Annotated in this window: 19 protein-coding genes; 11 read left to right on the top strand and 8 right to left on the bottom strand. The window is 50.8% G+C overall.

The features are described from left to right. Nucleotides 1-102: 102 nt before the first annotated feature. Entirely contained in the window at nucleotides 103-423 is a 321-nt protein-coding gene (locus tag FF011L_RS00745; protein WP_145349495.1) for a hypothetical protein, read from the top strand. Nucleotides 424-593: 170 nt separating this feature from the next. On the opposite strand, the gene FF011L_RS00740 is transcribed toward FF011L_RS00745, so the two are convergent. Next, nucleotides 594-983 (bottom strand): type II toxin-antitoxin system VapC family toxin, encoded by a 390-nt coding sequence (locus tag FF011L_RS00740; RefSeq protein ID WP_145349494.1) that lies wholly within the window; start codon nucleotides 981-983, stop codon nucleotides 594-596. Further along, nucleotides 967-1,248: an AbrB/MazE/SpoVT family DNA-binding domain-containing protein gene (locus FF011L_RS00735; RefSeq protein ID WP_145349493.1), complete on the bottom strand. Its 282-nt coding sequence runs from the start codon at nucleotides 1,246-1,248 to the stop codon at nucleotides 967-969. Before FF011L_RS00735 ends, FF011L_RS00740 begins: the two co-directional genes overlap by 17 nt. A 187-nt stretch (nucleotides 1,249-1,435) precedes the next feature. Here FF011L_RS00735 and FF011L_RS00730 point away from each other — a divergent pair, with 187 nt between their 5' ends. Beyond that, complete coding sequence (locus FF011L_RS00730) at nucleotides 1,436-2,413, top strand: tyrosine-type recombinase/integrase (RefSeq protein WP_145349492.1); 978 nt, start codon at nucleotides 1,436-1,438, stop codon at nucleotides 2,411-2,413. 57 nt (nucleotides 2,414-2,470) lie between these two features. Here the strand turns inward: FF011L_RS00730 and FF011L_RS00725 are convergent, their stop codons facing one another. The 3 genes from FF011L_RS00725 to FF011L_RS00715 are packed head-to-tail and all read right to left on the bottom strand — an operon-like array spanning nucleotide 2,471 to nucleotide 5,379. Beyond that, nucleotides 2,471-3,478, bottom strand: a complete 1,008-nt coding sequence (locus FF011L_RS00725; RefSeq protein ID WP_145349491.1) for a hypothetical protein — start codon at nucleotides 3,476-3,478, stop codon at nucleotides 2,471-2,473. Then, nucleotides 3,471-5,012: a peptidase associated/transthyretin-like domain-containing protein gene (locus FF011L_RS00720; protein ID WP_145349490.1), complete on the bottom strand. Its 1,542-nt coding sequence runs from the start codon at nucleotides 5,010-5,012 to the stop codon at nucleotides 3,471-3,473. Before FF011L_RS00720 ends, FF011L_RS00725 begins: the two co-directional genes overlap by 8 nt. Next, the gene (locus FF011L_RS00715; protein WP_145349489.1) at nucleotides 4,921-5,379 is read right to left on the bottom strand and encodes a hypothetical protein; all 459 of its coding nucleotides are present in this window, start codon (nucleotides 5,377-5,379) and stop codon (nucleotides 4,921-4,923) included. The genes FF011L_RS00720 and FF011L_RS00715 overlap by 92 nt, the downstream gene beginning before the upstream one ends. Before the next feature lie 471 nt (nucleotides 5,380-5,850). Between FF011L_RS00715 and FF011L_RS00710 the strand changes: the two genes are divergently transcribed. Next, nucleotides 5,851-6,039 carry a hypothetical protein gene (locus tag FF011L_RS00710; RefSeq protein ID WP_145349488.1) on the top strand — a complete coding sequence of 63 codons (189 nt, stop codon included), beginning with the start codon at nucleotides 5,851-5,853 and terminating at the stop codon, nucleotides 6,037-6,039. Between the two features lie 288 nt (nucleotides 6,040-6,327). Here FF011L_RS00710 and FF011L_RS00705 read toward each other — a convergent pair whose 3' ends face one another. Together FF011L_RS00705 and FF011L_RS00700 are read right to left on the bottom strand one after the other, a co-directional pair. Continuing rightward, the gene (locus FF011L_RS00705) at nucleotides 6,328-6,810 is read right to left on the bottom strand and encodes a hypothetical protein (protein ID WP_145349487.1); all 483 of its coding nucleotides are present in this window, start codon (nucleotides 6,808-6,810) and stop codon (nucleotides 6,328-6,330) included. A 191-nt stretch (nucleotides 6,811-7,001) separates the two neighbouring features. Beyond that, a complete protein-coding gene (locus FF011L_RS00700) occupies nucleotides 7,002-8,096 on the bottom strand; it encodes an FCD domain-containing protein (RefSeq protein ID WP_145349486.1) in 1,095 nt (364 codons plus the stop codon). A gap of 455 nt (nucleotides 8,097-8,551) precedes the next feature. Between FF011L_RS00700 and FF011L_RS00695 the strand changes: the two genes are divergently transcribed. From FF011L_RS00695 to FF011L_RS00670, 6 genes are all read left to right on the top strand, one after another. After that, nucleotides 8,552-9,301, top strand: a complete 750-nt coding sequence (locus tag FF011L_RS00695; RefSeq protein WP_145349485.1) for an ankyrin repeat domain-containing protein — start codon at nucleotides 8,552-8,554, stop codon at nucleotides 9,299-9,301. A gap of 265 nt (nucleotides 9,302-9,566) precedes the next feature. Continuing rightward, nucleotides 9,567-9,788: a hypothetical protein gene (locus tag FF011L_RS00690; protein WP_145349484.1), complete on the top strand. Its 222-nt coding sequence runs from the start codon at nucleotides 9,567-9,569 to the stop codon at nucleotides 9,786-9,788. After that, the gene (locus tag FF011L_RS00685; RefSeq protein ID WP_145349483.1) at nucleotides 9,785-10,186 is read left to right on the top strand and encodes a DUF6876 family protein; all 402 of its coding nucleotides are present in this window, start codon (nucleotides 9,785-9,787) and stop codon (nucleotides 10,184-10,186) included. The genes FF011L_RS00690 and FF011L_RS00685 overlap by 4 nt, the downstream gene beginning before the upstream one ends. Nucleotides 10,187-10,272: 86 nt before the next feature. Then, nucleotides 10,273-11,157 carry a toprim domain-containing protein gene (locus tag FF011L_RS00680; protein WP_145349482.1) on the top strand — a complete coding sequence of 295 codons (885 nt, stop codon included), beginning with the start codon at nucleotides 10,273-10,275 and terminating at the stop codon, nucleotides 11,155-11,157. Nucleotides 11,158-11,453: 296 nt separating this feature from the next. Then, a complete protein-coding gene (locus tag FF011L_RS26660; protein ID WP_145349481.1) occupies nucleotides 11,454-12,131 on the top strand; it encodes a ParA family protein in 678 nt (225 codons plus the stop codon). Beyond that, nucleotides 12,128-12,487, top strand: coding sequence for a hypothetical protein (locus FF011L_RS00670; RefSeq protein WP_145349480.1), 360 nt, complete (start codon nucleotides 12,128-12,130; stop codon nucleotides 12,485-12,487). Before FF011L_RS26660 ends, FF011L_RS00670 begins: the two co-directional genes overlap by 4 nt. 15 nt (nucleotides 12,488-12,502) lie before the next feature. Here the strand turns inward: FF011L_RS00670 and FF011L_RS00665 are convergent, their stop codons facing one another. Then, the gene (locus FF011L_RS00665) at nucleotides 12,503-13,552 is read right to left on the bottom strand and encodes a replication initiator protein A (RefSeq protein ID WP_145349479.1); all 1,050 of its coding nucleotides are present in this window, start codon (nucleotides 13,550-13,552) and stop codon (nucleotides 12,503-12,505) included. A gap of 458 nt (nucleotides 13,553-14,010) precedes the next feature. Here FF011L_RS00665 and FF011L_RS00660 point away from each other — a divergent pair, with 458 nt between their 5' ends. Next, on the top strand, nucleotides 14,011-14,283 hold the full coding sequence (locus FF011L_RS00660) for a hypothetical protein (RefSeq protein ID WP_246109650.1): 273 nt from the start codon (nucleotides 14,011-14,013) through the stop codon (nucleotides 14,281-14,283). 200 nt (nucleotides 14,284-14,483) lie between these two features. Then, nucleotides 14,484-15,785: an IS256 family transposase gene (locus FF011L_RS00655; RefSeq protein ID WP_145349478.1), complete on the top strand. Its 1,302-nt coding sequence runs from the start codon at nucleotides 14,484-14,486 to the stop codon at nucleotides 15,783-15,785. Nucleotides 15,786-15,842 lie beyond the last annotated feature (57 nt).

The raw sequence follows: 15,842 nt of genomic DNA, 5'->3' as shown, positions 1-15,842 counted from the left end.
TAATTCAGAATCTCTTGGCGACAAACGCGTTATTTTATTGCGTTGAGCCTTTCCGTGCGACATGCTCAGAGTAAGTATGCGTAACTCTTTAGTGAGGCAGCTATGAGCAGCGATGTTTTGCGGGAAAAGGATTTGGAGAAGCCTGAGATCAAAGCTTTGATTCAGGACGCGGAGAAGATGTGGTTTGATCTGTGCGAAGCCTTTGATGCTTTGTCACCATCAGGCTGCGCAGTAAAGGGGGCGGGAATATCAGTTCACTACAGGGGTTACCGCTGTCGGAAAACTAATACGAAAATACTGATTTCGACACATCGAATGCCGCTTCAAGGCGACCTTCACTTAAGTGCTACTGCGGGGCCAGTCGTGGACTACCTAAAGGGAAAGGGGCTCTACTGTTTCTATGATGCGGGCGATATGGACTGAGCTAAGAAATTGCTTGATCGAGGACTTGGCATCTGGCAGTGTTCACTCCAGATAACAGATTCTATCCTGAATAACGAGGCTGGGAATTGGATCAGAAGGGGCAACAGTATGGAAGTGGTTGTCGCCCCGAATCTATTCGTTGTCGTCCTCTCCAGTGCTGGACACAGAGTTCAACTTGGCTTTTCACGGAAAAAGTCGAGTTGAATTTCGAGCCTAAGTTCGATCCACAGATGATCTCCAGTCAAGATTGAAAGATTTTCTGATAGTCCGAGAGCGAGGCAGGCTCGATCGGCAAATGAGACGCCTGCCCCTTTAGTTCTGGCGGCAAGGTCCGCAGCGATGGACGCTTGCTGTTGATCGAATGAAATTACTTGCAATTCGGCTGTTTGCACGATTGCGTTGGCAATCGCTTGCTTGTCGAAACTTGCAGCCTTGTAATACACTTCGGAGAGATTGACGGCGGAGATAAGACCACCCCGCATTTTTCGTCTCGCTTCAACGGCCCCTTCTTCCTGTTTGCAAACAGCAAGGACCGCCGAAGCGTCAACGACCCTCTTCATACTCTGCTTCCTGGCGGCGTTCGGCGAGCAATTCGCTAACTAAACTAACGTCACCGTCGATTCCGGTGCAAAACGCATCTTGCAAACGTTGCATCGCCTCTTCGTAGGTGCGAAGTACGATCGTACCTTCCTCAAAGCTGGCTATCAGCTCGTCGCCATTAGCCAATCCCTTCGCCATGCGAATCGCTTGCGGTAGAACAATCCGCCCTGACGTATCGAGCTTGCATCTCCACGCTTCAGCTACTGTTGGCATGTGTCCGGTCATTTCTCCTCCTTGATTGAATTGCCAGTCATTGCCCAGTGTGCCACTAACATAAGCTTAGCGCAAGCAATTTCTGCTGTGGCACCGGTGCAACACCCTGCACGAAATTTCCAAGCATGTATCAAAATGTCCTTTTTGAAGCGTTCAGTTTGTGGCATCGTGAAAGAGAACAAAAAAATGGGACTCAAATATGGCCAACCAGTTCACGATCCAAGCCCCAAATAACTTCGTAACCCGCATTTCCCTGCAAGTGCCATTGCTCATCGACCGTGCCGGCGATAATACGAAACGGCGCTTCATCGAATTTTTCACGGCACAAATACGAAATAAAGGAACCCGCGAAGCATATTTGCATGCAGTCAAGAGATTCTTTAGTTGGTGCGAACGTCATGGAGTTCAGTTTGAGAAGATCGAACCGATTGTGATCGCAACTTACATTGAATCACTCACGTTGCAGCTGAGCGCCCCAACTGTCAAACTTCATTTGGCGGCAATTCGGATGCTCTATGACTATCTAGTGATAGGCCAGATCGTGCCATTTAATCCGGCTGCTTCTGTTCGCGGTCCCAAGCATGTGGCGAAGAAAGGCAAGACGCCGGTTTTATCTGCTGGAGAAGCAAGGCTACTGCTGGATGGGATCGACCTGTCAACGATTGGCGGTCTTCGAGACCGGGCGTTGATTGGCGTGATGGTGTTCAGTTTTGCCAGGGTCAGTGCAACGCTTGGCATGAACGTAGACGACTTCTATCAGCAGGGGCGACGAATGTGGCTTAGGCTGCACGAAAAGGGCGGGAAATACCACGAGGTGCCAGCCCATCACTTGGTCGAAGAGTATGTCGACGCCTATATCCTTGCGGCTGGACTTAGTGGCCAACGAAAAAGCCCACTGTTTCGCACGATCGCACGCGATAAGAAGCTAAGTAACAACCGAATGCACCGTACCGATGCGTTGCGGATGGTGAAACGTCGGGCGGTAAAAGCTGGCCTGCCCGTGTCAACCTGTTGTCACAGTTGGCGTGCCACCGGCATCACCAACTATCTGCAAAATGGCGGTTCGCTTGAACACGCAATGCAAATCGCAGCTCATGAGTCTGCTAGGACAACAAAGCTATACGACCGGACGAGTGACGAGGTCAGCTTAGACGAAATCGAAAGGGTTCGAATATAGGCACTGATTTGGTTATCCACCCATAGAAGCGTCCGACGGAAGCTTCTAGTGGGCGTCCTACGGCGTTCGTTCAAACCCGATGCTGTCGGTGTTAGTAGGGAAACCAAGACGCGGCATTTCTTGCTCGCCGCCGACTGCGGCGGAATCCAGGGGACCCTCAAACTTCTTGACCGGAAACGTGTAGAGCATGATGACGATGCTATAATCCGTCCGGGATCGTCGATGTTTCTGAATCTTCCCAGAGATTTTCACGTCTTTAAACGACTTGCTGTTAAGGATTCCAGAAAACGACGTCTCGGATGAACTGGTTACGGCAATGAGAATATCTTCCGATTCCTGGGGCAGAGCCGTCCTCGGTTTTACATTCAAAAATAAATTGAGAGGCGTGTAGGTAATGGTGCCGTGCCACTTAGAGCCCTCTGGGAATGGACCAGACGCTACGGCCTTTGAGTCTTGAGGGACAAAATATTCAAGAGCCAACTCCACCAAGTCTGCAAGTCGTTTATTGTCTTTGTTCAGAACTACCCATAGTTCGAACTTAAAGCGGATCACGATTTCGGGGCGATCGGTTAATTTGATCAGTCTGGCTACTAATTTATTCGCCTCTTCTTGTCGTTGATTGTCGTCTTCCAATTTTTCAAGTCGTTGCCAGAGCCACCGCAACTCTGTTTCGATATTTTTCTCTCTAACAAGAAGATCCGAGCCAATTTCGACCAGTTCAATCTTAATGTTCTCTCGCCGTTCCTGTTCAACAGGAATGGTGAATTCGCCGTATCGCGGGTAAAGTATGGCGACATCGTCACTTACCAAATCAAACGTCACAATGTCGCCAGGCTTGGCATCGGACAGGGAAAAAGAGAACCTGCCATTGTCGACGAGTTCTCCAATTTCAGATGACATGCCTTGGCTCAAGGTTAGCTCAACAAGCTCGGTGTAAGTCGGTTTAGCATTAGTGTCAGATAGCACTCTAACAAGCTTACCACTTAAGCGATTCTGGGCCACCGCGATGTTTGATCCCAAAAAAGCAAAGCCGAGTACCAATATCGCGATTCGTGACTTATTCATTCGTCTCATCCGGATGTAACACTATTTCGACAGGAGATCCGTCATAACTGTCAAGTGAAATGATGCGTTTACTACGCTGTCGATAGTCAGGCTTCGCGGCTTGCACATCTATCTGCAATGAGGCGTAGCGACCAGGAATAGCCAGTTTATACTCGCCGCGATCATCGGTGACAATTTCGAGGTCAGGTAGCCTCAGACCGTTAACTTCGTAAACCGTTACTGTAGCATCGACAATGGGCTGAGCTGTTTTTGCATCCACCACTTGGCCTGTTAGTTTGCCCGTGACCAACAAGTCTCCAGTACCTTCAACCGTTTCGGCGTACTTTTCTTCAGATGATGGTGTCAGGTGGTCGGTCGGAGCTGAGGGAGGTTGCCGATCGATAATCGACAGTGTAATCAGAAATGCGATGATTCCAATTGCGACCACCAGCACTCGGCGGTAGTCGTGATTCTCCTTTGGTGCCACATATTGTCTACTTCGCTTTTCTTCCGAGGCCAGCGGCTCGCCGGCATCGGTACTTGGAGCGAGCTTACTGGCTGGCGATGGGGCATCGTCGGTATCAACGGTTGCCCTCTCAATCTTTGCTTGATGACGTGACGAATCGTCAGTCGGGAATTCGGGAATCCTTTCATTTGTTTCATCGTTCCCTAATTGTTCAGCTCTCGTATCGTCACCGGGATTGAGATTGTTGTGACCAGAGCCTACGCGAGAGTCTTTGGAGGGAGTCTCGACCACTGACTGTTCGCCCGGCCGATCTTCTGCATCGCCGTCAGTTTCATCTTTCGACATCTGATCGGTTTGGCCAGATGTCGATACTCCATCTGGCTGGGAGGAGTGCGTGGCGTCGCCCCGCTTAGCCGTACTGGCTTTCAAGATAACTTCCGCGAATGGGGCATTTGCAGGCCAGGGTGGTTTTGCAACGATGGCTGAGTCGGAATCCGAGAAGCCGGACTGTTCGACTTGTGTGTTATCTCTGGTCGCCAAAGAATTCGTTGAAACGCCAATCGGTTTAACACAGGGTTTCCGGTTTTCGTCATCTGTAGCCGCTGACGCCTCTCTAGCTCTCTTGAAGGCTTTGAAATATCGTTTCTCTGAAACGTGATTTGAAATCAATTTGTTGCAAATCAGTTTCCAAGCTTCAGATTCTTCGAAAGCATCTGGATGCGATGCTACGTCGGAAAATGTTTTGTTTCGAAACTGATCTGGGAACAAGAAGGCAAGAAACGTGACCGTTTCGACAAAATTGTCGTAGGACATGCCCCGTCCCGTTTTTAACCCAATCAAGTTGTAAAAATTTGCAGTTTCAAGAGCGGGCAACTCTATTTTGAATTTTGCGTATCTAGCCTCGTTGTTCCGTTCGCTCCTTCTTTTGTTGACCTGACCCCGAGTGCAAATGGGATGGAATTCAGGCTTCAATAGTGTCCTGTCGGCGATTCGATCCTTAAAGTCCGGATTTTGGCTGTTTTCCTGATTCACGTTCGGTAGATCGTTCGGTCCAGGAGGTACCTTTTTCATCGATTGATCTTGTTTCATTGAATCCGTCGTTGAGGGTAAAGCCTAAACTTGCTCCGTCGTCCAAGATATCCGTTAAAGCCGCAAGTTGTTTGTCGTTTAACGCCGTTTCTTCAAATCCGTCCATAAATCCTAGGATGTTCTCGCGAAGCCGCGTGTTTCCGGAGAATCCGCGAACGATTCTTCGGAGAAGCCCGCACGAATCCGAAAACAAACCTATTTGCCGTCGGCTGAGTAGCTCTCCGCGAAATTCGTGTTCAAGCGTCCGCAGCATTTCTAATGCCGTCTCGGACCGATCCATCGGCGTGAGTTCTTCGGCAATTTGCGAACCGTGTTCTTCGGCAATTTGCGAACGGAGTTCGTCATCTATTCTCTGATCTTCATCCATAATTTGAACCATAAATACTCAATACGACGCTCCGTCAACAAAAAATGTCCGGCTGGGCCGAAATTTTTTTCAGAGTTCTCAGAATGTTTTTTGATTGTTTTCTGGATATTCGGAAGGTGCTTTACACCTGTTTTTTCCAGCAAAAACCTGGTTTCGACTGTCGAGCATGGGGACAGCGGGGGGGGTAATTGCCTTATTGTCTAGCTTTTATACCCTTGTCTTGGCCGGGCAATGTGCGGTGCGAAGAACCCGGTCGCTGAATTTTTTCGATCCTTGGAAAAGTAAAGGGAATCCATAGCATTGACGCATATCCAGCAGATCCTGTAACTCCCGGCCCGAGTAATAACCAAAAAATTTGCTTAATTTGCTTAATTTACTTGGATAGAAGACTCAAAGCCCTAATACATGTTATTGAGCGAGGGAAATCGGTTTTCTCGCGTTTCATTTCCCTAAAAACAAGGAGACGCGGCCATGAATGAACTTCTTATGTTTGTTCTTTCTGACCCGTGGTTGTTTTTTCCGGCACTTGGGCTGCTTGCGGTTCTTGGCCTGTTCGCTATTGCGACATTCGCTGTCCACTGGAGCGACTGGGGCAGGAGTGGCAGCTTTCAAGTGACTTTTTGGAAAAACACCGTGGGGCACAAAAAAACGAGCGACTAGCTCAAAAGCCGGCCGCTCGCGGTCTAAATCGTAAGAACCTTGGCTGATTGTTGATCGCACCCAGCCAAAACTCCCAAACGCAGGGTTGGATTATCCGATCCTGCGTTTTTTAGTCTAGATCAAACTTAACGACGCTGCAGCCGATTATCGCCGGATCGCGGCATCGAGGGCCTGTCAGACAGCGGAAAGGAAGTTTTTCCGGTTTTGGCTTGCGAGAGTCGCGAACAAGGATTCGATCGGATTGGTGGTTCGTAGGTGGCTCCAATGCTCGGCTGGGAAATCTCTGCATTACGGGGAATCGGGTTTCCCGCCGCCGCGATACTCAAGCGAGAGCATGTACCCACTCGGAGAGTGCTTGTCATAATAGGCACGAACGTCAAAGTGCACTAAAACGTTTTGTAGGCTTAGGAGGCCACAGTAATTTAGCGGGTTAGACGACCATGTCTCCATTGTCTGGTTGGCGGCTTCGTCAGTCTTTGAAACATTTCTCGTGCTTCGAAGTTTCTTAAGCATATCTTGCAGCCCATGGACGAGGCCACGTTCTTTCGCGCGAAAAAGATCGTTACGGAATCCAAAACAACCACAAAACATGACGTCGTTGAAACCGTCAATCTTGTACAGGACATCAACGATCTGAGTCGAATAGTCACCGCAGTCGGTGTGAACCCTCTGACTGCCCTGGGCGTGTTTTTTCCAATCACGAAGAAATGGATAATGAAGCGAGTTAGGGGGCGGCAACGTTGAGTGGTCAGACCCGGTGTCGAGCAACATCTGAATCTTTTTCCACTCGCCAACCGCCTTATCCTTTCTGACGACACGAACGAAAATCGGAATGTAAATACGATGCCAAAACAGCGTCTGTGACACTCCGGTTCGCAGTGACGTACTATTTCGGTTCTCTCTGCTCCCACTCTCGATCTCAAAGATTTTTGTAGGATTGGAACCTGGCGGCAATTGGGTATTCAACGTAGAGAGACAAATCGATCTTGAGAGCTTGGGTTAAGAATGTTGCTACCGCCATCATTCTCAAGTTCTAGCTGTACGATATCCGCCCAATTGGAAGCAGTCCCGAGAGTCTTTGCGATAACCCGCGGCTCTCCCCGCACGCCTACACGTTCTTGCCACCGATACAGAACGAATCGGTCGGCACCGTATTTTTTTCTCATGAGCATTTCCTCGACTACAGCATCGCACTGAATCGGTTCAAAACCCGCAGGGTTTCCCTCGATTCGATGCTGCAGTTCGGTACGCACTTGGTCAATGAACTCGTTGGGATCACTACCAACAATTTCCACTGCTCGATCCCGGTAGTCAATGAGCAATCGTTCCACATCATTCTGGTCCATAGAATCTTCCTCCCTGAAGCTAGGCCTTTCCCTATCTTCGGCATTACTGTCAGCGAATCTTTCGCCTTGCTCAGCTTTGCTAGCACGATTTTCCTGCTCTGTCTCCCACTTTTCTAACGTTTTTGCTTCCAAAATATGATTTGCCAATACTTCCCGAATGCTTTCATCCGACCCCCCTGGGTCAAAAATGGCGTTGTAGATCTTTCGGTGCGAATCGATCACGTACTCGATATCTTTGCTGTCAAATCGGTAGACGTCTTCGATGCCATACGCAGACCGCAGTTCTTGAATCAACAGAGCTGCGTCCTGCGCTTCGGCGCCTCTAGCGATCTCCCCATGAAACGCCAGGTCAAGCTCAAAGAACTCAGTCCAATTACCTGCTTCCGAGCGTTCCATCTTCGTAATAATTTCCAGAAGATTGGATTTTGCCTTTTTAACCTCGAATGACCTGCTATCACTTCGAGCAGCGTGCCCAAGCCTGAAAGCAAATTGCGTTTCGATCGGCAGTCGAATGGCGAATAATCGCTTCAGATGACGTGGGTCATGGTTCTCAATGCAGTCTCGAAGAAACCACGCAATGGCTTCGCGGAACTCGCTCGGAACGACATCTCCGAATTCTGCCCTCGCATCATCGATCAGATTTTGAAGCTCTGTGATAATGCCAATTCCACTAAGTTGGTCTACAAGTCTAGGAAACGACTGAATAGGCACGTTTGGGACCCCAGATCGACTGAATATTGAGTGTTTTAGCGATGCCCTGCATCGTACCCCCCGTTGCCGTGGCTGGCAACTCAATTGACTACCGCAGACTGATGTTTGGGACCGAATTCGCCTTGAGAGTCTCGTATTAATCAAAAGAAGGTTCTTGGGGAGTGGTTAGGCGCTGGTGATCGTGGGGAATTCCATCGCCCATAAGGAGACGCCCTTAAGCACCTCGAGATAATTGTGAATTCGTGGAATCTTGCGGCGTTGTGCTATTCGCTACCGCCGCATTAAGAGTTAGCAATGTCAACGAAATGTCGCTTCAACGCGTCGATGACTCAGAGGCTGCACTCGCTCAATACTGCATGTGAATTAGGTGGTCTCAGCGATGAATATTTGATTCATCCTGCGTTTTTTTCTTGCGGCGTTCCTCAATTTGCTCTATCGCCGCTCCATGAGGCGGCATGTTACCAGAGTATGAACTGATTCAATCCATCCAAGAGGGACGTAATAGCGGCATCGACGAGGCAATCTCGAAGGGGGCTACTGTCGACGCACGTAGCCTCTCGGGACTGACGGTTCTGGAAGTCGCACAGAAATATGGGCGGTTCAACACCGGACGCGAACTGATCAAACGCGGTGCTGACATACACCAAATAATCGGCCAGAACGGCGACACTCTTTTACATCGGGCCGCACGAACAGGCGATATCGGCTTCACCACTCTTCTGCTTGAAAGTGGTGCGGATCCTGATGCAGTCAATACTGCGGGAAAATCGCCGCTCCATTACGCTGCAAACGGCGGGTTCCAGTATCTGGCTCATGAATTGATTCGAGCCGGTGCGTCTGTCGATCTGGCAACGCCGGCGGGCGACACAGCATTGCACTTTGCGGCCAAGAAAGGTCATGTTCCGATGATTCGGTCACTGCTTGATCCCGCTGCAGACGCGGATGCTTTTGCCAAGAACAACACTGGTTACACACCATTGCACGAAGCGGCGGCAGCAGGCAAGACGGAAGCCGTAACGCTTTTGATCGATAAAAGTCGAATCGGCTCCCACGCCAAGGCAACATTACTGCCAAGGATACGCCGGGCTGCGGAATTGCACGGGCACTTGGATACAGCCCAGGCCATTCTTGCCGCTGAAGCCAGTGCATCCCCCTCCTCATCCTTCCGAAGCTCGACGGACGATTCTACTGGAATCGATCGCTAATTTTTTGTCGCGATGAAACACGTTGGCTTTCAATCTTGAGCCCTCATTCTGCTCTCCAGGTCCAAAACCATACGGCCGGTGGCTGGTGTCGCTAATACCACCGCCGGCGCAGTCCAGGATTAAAGCGGCTCCCCCAAAAATGGTCCCCCCACTTTAACCCTGGACTGCGACTCGTCCCTGTCGGGCCGATCCGACGAACGTGGCATTCTTTGCTCACCATCGGCCGCAAGGGTTTTGTGGCCGGAAAAACAAAGAAAGGACTTTTATGTCAGATACATCAACAACTTCATCTTCTGCAAAGAGACCATCGCTCTTTGCCTATCAGGTCAGAGACATCGGCGATGGCAAATCGTACTGGAACCGCATTGGCGCCGCTTGGGATACGAAGAGTGGCGGCTTCATTATCCAGCTTGATTGCCTTCCTCTGGACGGGCGTATCGTCTGCCAGCCCGCAATACACGAGCAAGCTGATGGAGGTGCCGCATGACAATTACGAGCTCCTTCTCAAAAGCAGATCTTCAGCAATTTACTGGCGACGACCTTCGCTACCGGACGCTGAACCGATCGGTGATCTATACGCCGGGCATCAAGTACCTTGCAGAGAACGCCCAGGCCTACTGGCTAATCGACGCTATTGCTTCGTATTTCGTTGGCCCGGAAATGCGAAACGCAATGAAACGGGACGACCGGTTGCAGTCCCTCCAATTTTGGAGACTTGAAGTCACCGACGAACAGACAGCCAGTCTGTACGCCGTAGCCGACAAGGGACTGAAGCCATTCATCGCGCAGGCGATTGACTTCACTGACTTTCCGTTCGATTGCATCGACGTTTGGGCAGGCTTCGACGGAACGTACTGGACATTGTATTTGCCGTCTGAGCACTGACATCTGTGGGGCGGCCGTCCTGGTCGCCCCATTTATGTTGCTTGGCAACTCACGGCATGGCATACCGTTAAACAAAGGAGTACTGCATGAATATCAATCAAGCGAAACAACTGCCGCTAAGCGATGTGCTTGAGCGACTCGGGCATGCTCCCACCTATCGGCGTGGAAACGAACTGTGGTATTGCAGCCCGCTCCGTAACGAAGCTGAGCCCTCGTTCAAAATCAACGACCGCAATCAATGGTATGACTTTGCCACTGGCAAACATGGGGACGTGCTGGATTTGATTCAGGAACTAAACAAACTTCATACCGTCAAAGAAGCCCTGGTGGAGCTTCGCCGCCTGATTGGTGAACCAATGCCTCAGCGGGCGGCAGTAAAAAAGGTGATAGCGACCCGTCAGGCCTCAATCCCCGAAATTACAAGCGTTGAACCACTTCGGTCACACTCGCTGATTCGGTATCTGAAGTCTCGCGGGCTGGATGACCCGGCAAGTCGAAAACAACTTCGCGAAATTCGCTACACCCGTGACGGCAAGGAATACTTCGCGATTGGCTTCGCTAACGATCGCGATTGCTACGAACTTCGTACCAGTCGCTTCAAAGGTTCACTCGGCAGCAAGGCGATCAGTACGCGAAATCCAGGTTCTGAATCCGTTGCCGTGTTCGAAGGATTTACCGACTACTTGACCGCGATCAGCCGCCACCTACTGTCCAGTAATGATACTGCGGTCGTGATGAATTCGGCTTCATTGAAAGAGGCCACCGTTGAGCAGATAGTGAAGCTCAGCCCAAACCAAGTGACGCTATGGCTCGATCACGACGCGACTGGCAGGCAAGCGACCAATGACTTGACAGCAATGTTAGGTGCCAGGCTACCAGATACATCGGTAGTCGATCGCTCGGAAATCTATGTTGGTTACGAGGATCTAAATGCGTTTCACACCGCTTCCCTCACGGGCCCAATTCGCTAACTCAAATCCCAAAGGAAAGTTTCCCGGGGAAAGTCAGTTACATAACTGATATGCACGAGCGTACACTAAAGCAAAAATAAAATATGGCAGGCGATTCCTTGAAGGAGCATGCCGCTCTTCAAATTTGAAATAAGGCAGGCCACCTAGGCTGGCTTTCATGATTGCTGGCTAACATGGAAGCATGCTTACATGCCTGTTTTCCAACTAACTTTCATGCGATCTGGCTAACCAGTTTGCATGATGCCCGGCAAACATTTCTGCTTGCCATTTGGAAAGATTGCTGGTATGGCTGCTGCATGACAATCATCGCAGTAGCAAACACCAAAGGCGGAGTCGGGAAATCAACAACCGCAGTTCATCTGGCAGCCTGGCTGCATGAACAAGGGCACAGCGTCCTGCTTGCCGATTGTGACACTCAGCATAGTTCCAGCCAGTGGGTTCGCGAAGCGTGCCCGGATGTGAAAACCGTTGTACTGGACAAGCCGAACGACATTCTTAATGAGTTGCCTGCTTTGGCTCAAGACGTTGACTTTCTTGTCGCGGATGGCCCCGGAAGCCAGACCGAAACGAGTAGGGCACTTCTGCTGAGAGCCGATTTGGCGATTGTTCCATGCAAGGCTTCACTGCTTGAAATACGAGCCCTTTCCAAAGCTACCGAAGTGCTACGGCAGGCCCAAGACATTCGCGGCGGCCTACCAAGGGCTGTCATCGTGCTTAGCATGGTGAGGAAGAACTATCGACTGACCCGTGACATGATTGAAGCGGCGGCCGCACTTAATCTCCCGATGGCTGATACCCCGCTCGTTCTACGGCAGATTTATGCAGACGCTCCGGGGCAGGGTGCAGTGGTTTGGCAGATGGGGTCTAAGACGAAAGACGCCTCTCAAGAAGTTCACCGGTTGTTCTGCGAGATTCTTCCCGACGCGGTTCGAAAAAAGGCGACGAAGAAGTCGAAAGCGAGGGTTTCCGCATGACCAAAGAGCGACGTTCACTGGTGACTGGCCTCAATGACACTCCCGCCATCGACGAATTAGAAAAACAATTTGTGTTCGGGGGAAAACCTTCAAAGAGCACAGATGCTTCAACAGTAGCAGCCGAGCAGTCAACCGAAACGCCGGTTGCCGAGAAGGAAAAAAGTGTTTTGCCACAATACAAGGGCCGCGTTCCGCTCACTACTCGTTGTCGTCCTGAACTTGCTTCGGCTTTGAAACGGGCATCGTTGGAGCGACAGCTAGACGGCGTTGAGCCAAACAGCATCCAGGACATCATCGAAGTGGCGATAGAAAATTGGCTGCACGCGGAAAGCCAAAAGCTGGCGAATCGGGTCTGATTGCATAAACGAAGTTTATGCGGGACGTCCACGTTTCTCGAACCACTTGCGACAGAAGCCGATGAATGCGGCGTCCGAATTGGTTGGAGACTCTGTCATCCATTCCCGCCATTCCTGTTCGACACGATGAATATCCCAGCCCGGAGCCGCAAGTCGCGCTTGATCGTATCCGTCACCACTGATGCGAACATGGCTCAGGTCGACATCGCTCGAAGTAGTTAAGCTTGCAATCGTCCCACGACTGGTGAAGATGACCATGTCATCATCATTCAGATCCACGGCATAGTCGGGCATGTGAGAATAGGTTCGATCTTCCTGGACAATGTTGTTGACCAGTCGTCGGAACTCCCTAGATGACGAAACGGCTCCGCATTTTTTTTGAAGTAGGGCGAGGGAAATCTTCCATTCTGCCTTGCGATTGCAATGCTTGCGACCGAGCTCGTAAATTCGCCGCTCAATAGGCTTCCTTAACCGGAAGTAGTCTCGGCTCAGCGTCAGCACCTCATGATGCTCTACGGCGTTAAAAACCCAGTCTGAGAGTTTAACCTCGACCTCCTGCATGCGACCGCCCCGAGTTTCCCGGACAATTTCGTATTGATCGATCAGCCCGAATCCACGGATGATCTCTTTGCCGCCCGTGACAACGTTGGTCGTGATCCTGGTGCCGGCGAGGCGCTCCAAAGCCGCCTTGAGCCCATCATAGCCCCGCCCATTAGTCATTCGGTTTGTAGCTCGCAGTAATTCGTGGCCGCGAAACCTAATGATCTGCGACGCGGACCGTCCGGCATTCTTTGCCGCCATAACTTGGCTAATGCAGTAGATGAGAATATCGCGATCGTGAACTGTCGCGAGCCCGTCAGCGGACGGTCGGATCTCAACGAATAAGTCACCGTGATCGTATCGACGAATACTGCGATCAGGCTTGGTGGAAAGGCTGAAGATTGGATGCTCCATCGACGCCATGTCACTTTTAGGAGCCGCGTTGAAAATGTCGCAAACGAAGAAGTCGTGTGTGGGATGCCGGTCGGGAAGCAGCGGCGAGCGTGTTGTCGTGGTTTCATTCATACCCCTAATGACAAACGACATTTCGCCCACACTGTCAAGCTAAAACGACATTTCACCCACAAGTGAAAAGCGTTTGAATCCTCGCGCAGACCCGAACTGTCTTCGTCATTTCACACACGCCTTTTCGACATTCCACACACAATCGAACGACATTTTACCCACAGGCTACCTTGAAAAAGGTGCAAATTTCAGAAGGTTATCGCTGGCTATCCACAGCGTAACACTTTATTTAACACTTATATAACACACTGCAGCCTGTGGATAACTTATCGAAGTTCGCATCGTTCAGGAGCAAGGTATTGACCCAGAATTGCGGGGTCGAGGTTCAAGACGTTTCTGCCAAGAGGGAAGAAGAACAACTCGATTCGATTTCCCCTTTAGGGGCATTCAAGCGTCAATTAGGCGTCGGACAGATTGGACGATTCATTCACCGTGACCCGAAGTGAAAGGCGTAAACGATGATGGAAACGATTCTTACTCAGCTTGAACGGATAGAGCTTCAGCTAAATCGATTGGTTGAAGCCAAAGCTATCCAAGAGTGGTACGACACCAAGACTGTTGGAGAGATTTTAGATCGAGCCGCTTACAGCGTTCGCGAATGGTGCCGGCTAGGACGAGTCAAAGCTGAAAAACGAGTCTGCGGGCGCGGCAGTGCAAAAGAATGGATGATTTCCAATGCCGAACTCGAACGCATCAAATCGGAGGGGCTTCTGCCGCTTGAGCGACGCTGAAGAAAACCTCACGCCAAAAAACAGAGCCATGATCCGGGGCAAGAGAGCATGGATCCTACGATGGATTGACGGCAAATCAATTCCAGCGATGTTTTATTATTGCCTTAGAGCCATCGGCTGAACAGGGTCATCAAGGACTCCGAATACTCTGGACAGCCGTTTAATCGCCCGGCATGGACTTTTAGGAAGCGTCCAAATAATTGTTGAAAGTTGAAAGATGGTCTCCCGGAGAGCAGACTCTGCTCTCCACAACTTTCCAATTTTCGTCGGCAGCAACCGACGGGGAGACCATCATGAATGAAGTTAGTCTTTTAGAATCACTGGGGCAAGTTTCAGCTTCTGAAACCGGACAGATCTTTCGCAATTTCCTGAGAGGTCACGTGCGGGAAATGATCAGTGAAGTCATGGCCGCAGAAGTAACGGAGCTGTGCGGTCCCAAGCACGATCCCACGTCCAGCGATGTCTATCGTGCCGGCTCAAGCTCAGGGCGTGTGCTGTACGAGGGCGAACGCGAAGAAGTTGTCCGGCCGCGAGTGCGTCAGAAGTTCAGTAACGGCTCCAGTCATGAAGTTGAACTAAGCACCTACCGTGTCGCCAAAGATCCCCAACAGTTACAGGCACAGATCGTACAAGCGATCGTTTCGGGGGTCACTTCTCGCGGTATCGAAGAGCTAAAGCCGAATTCTCCCGGTGTCAAAAAATCCAACGTTTCGCGACTTTGGAAGGACGCTGGCAACAAGTTGATTGAGCAGATGCGAGGGAAGGACCTGAGCTCGATCACCTGGTGTGCGTTGATGCTTGACGGCATCCATTTGAGCAAAGATCAGACTGCCGTAGTGGCACTGGGGATCGACAGCGGAGGCCGTAAACACGTCTTGGACTTTGCGTTGGGCAGTAGTGAAAACCTGGAAGTTTCGCGTGAACTGATGACCCGAATCGTCAATCGCGGCTTCACATGCGACCACCGCTTGTACGTGGTTCTCGATGGCAGCGATGCTCTTCGCGGTGCGGTGGTTGAGTTCTTTTCTGACGCTGTCATCCAGCGTTGTTTGGTTCACAAAGAACGTAATATCAAAGGAAAACTTTCCAAGCGTCATTGGGGCGAACTATCGCGTCTATTCACTCGCCTTCGCCGCGTTCAGGGAATCGAAGCTGCCGAGGAAATCTTCGGCGAGCTCAAAACGTTCTTGGAACCGATAAACGCCGAGGCGTATCGGAGTCTGCACGAAGCCGGTGATGACCTGCTGGCTTTGCATCGCTTGAACGTCCCCAACACGCTTCACCGTTCACTTTTGAGCACTAACGCGATTGAGAACTCATTCTTAAACACGCGTCGCAGACTGGGGCGTGTGACGCGTTTTCGCGCCGAAACCGATCAAGCAAGTCGGTGGCTTTCGTATGCGTTGCTGGAGGCCGAGAAAGGGTTTCGCCGGATCACCGGTCACACATCACTTCCCTTGCTTGTCGCGGCCCTGGGGCGACCGGAGGTACCGCCTGCCTAACGTCTTTCCCCCATCCCAGCTTCGCCTACGGCGAAGCTGGGATGGGGGAATCTTCTT

The sequence above is a fragment of the Roseimaritima multifibrata genome, assembly GCF_007741495.1.
Lineage (GTDB): Bacteria > Planctomycetota > Planctomycetia > Pirellulales > Pirellulaceae > Roseimaritima > Roseimaritima multifibrata.
The sequence above is the reverse complement of the archived record's forward strand: the minus strand, read 5'-3'. Positions and strand labels throughout refer to the sequence as shown.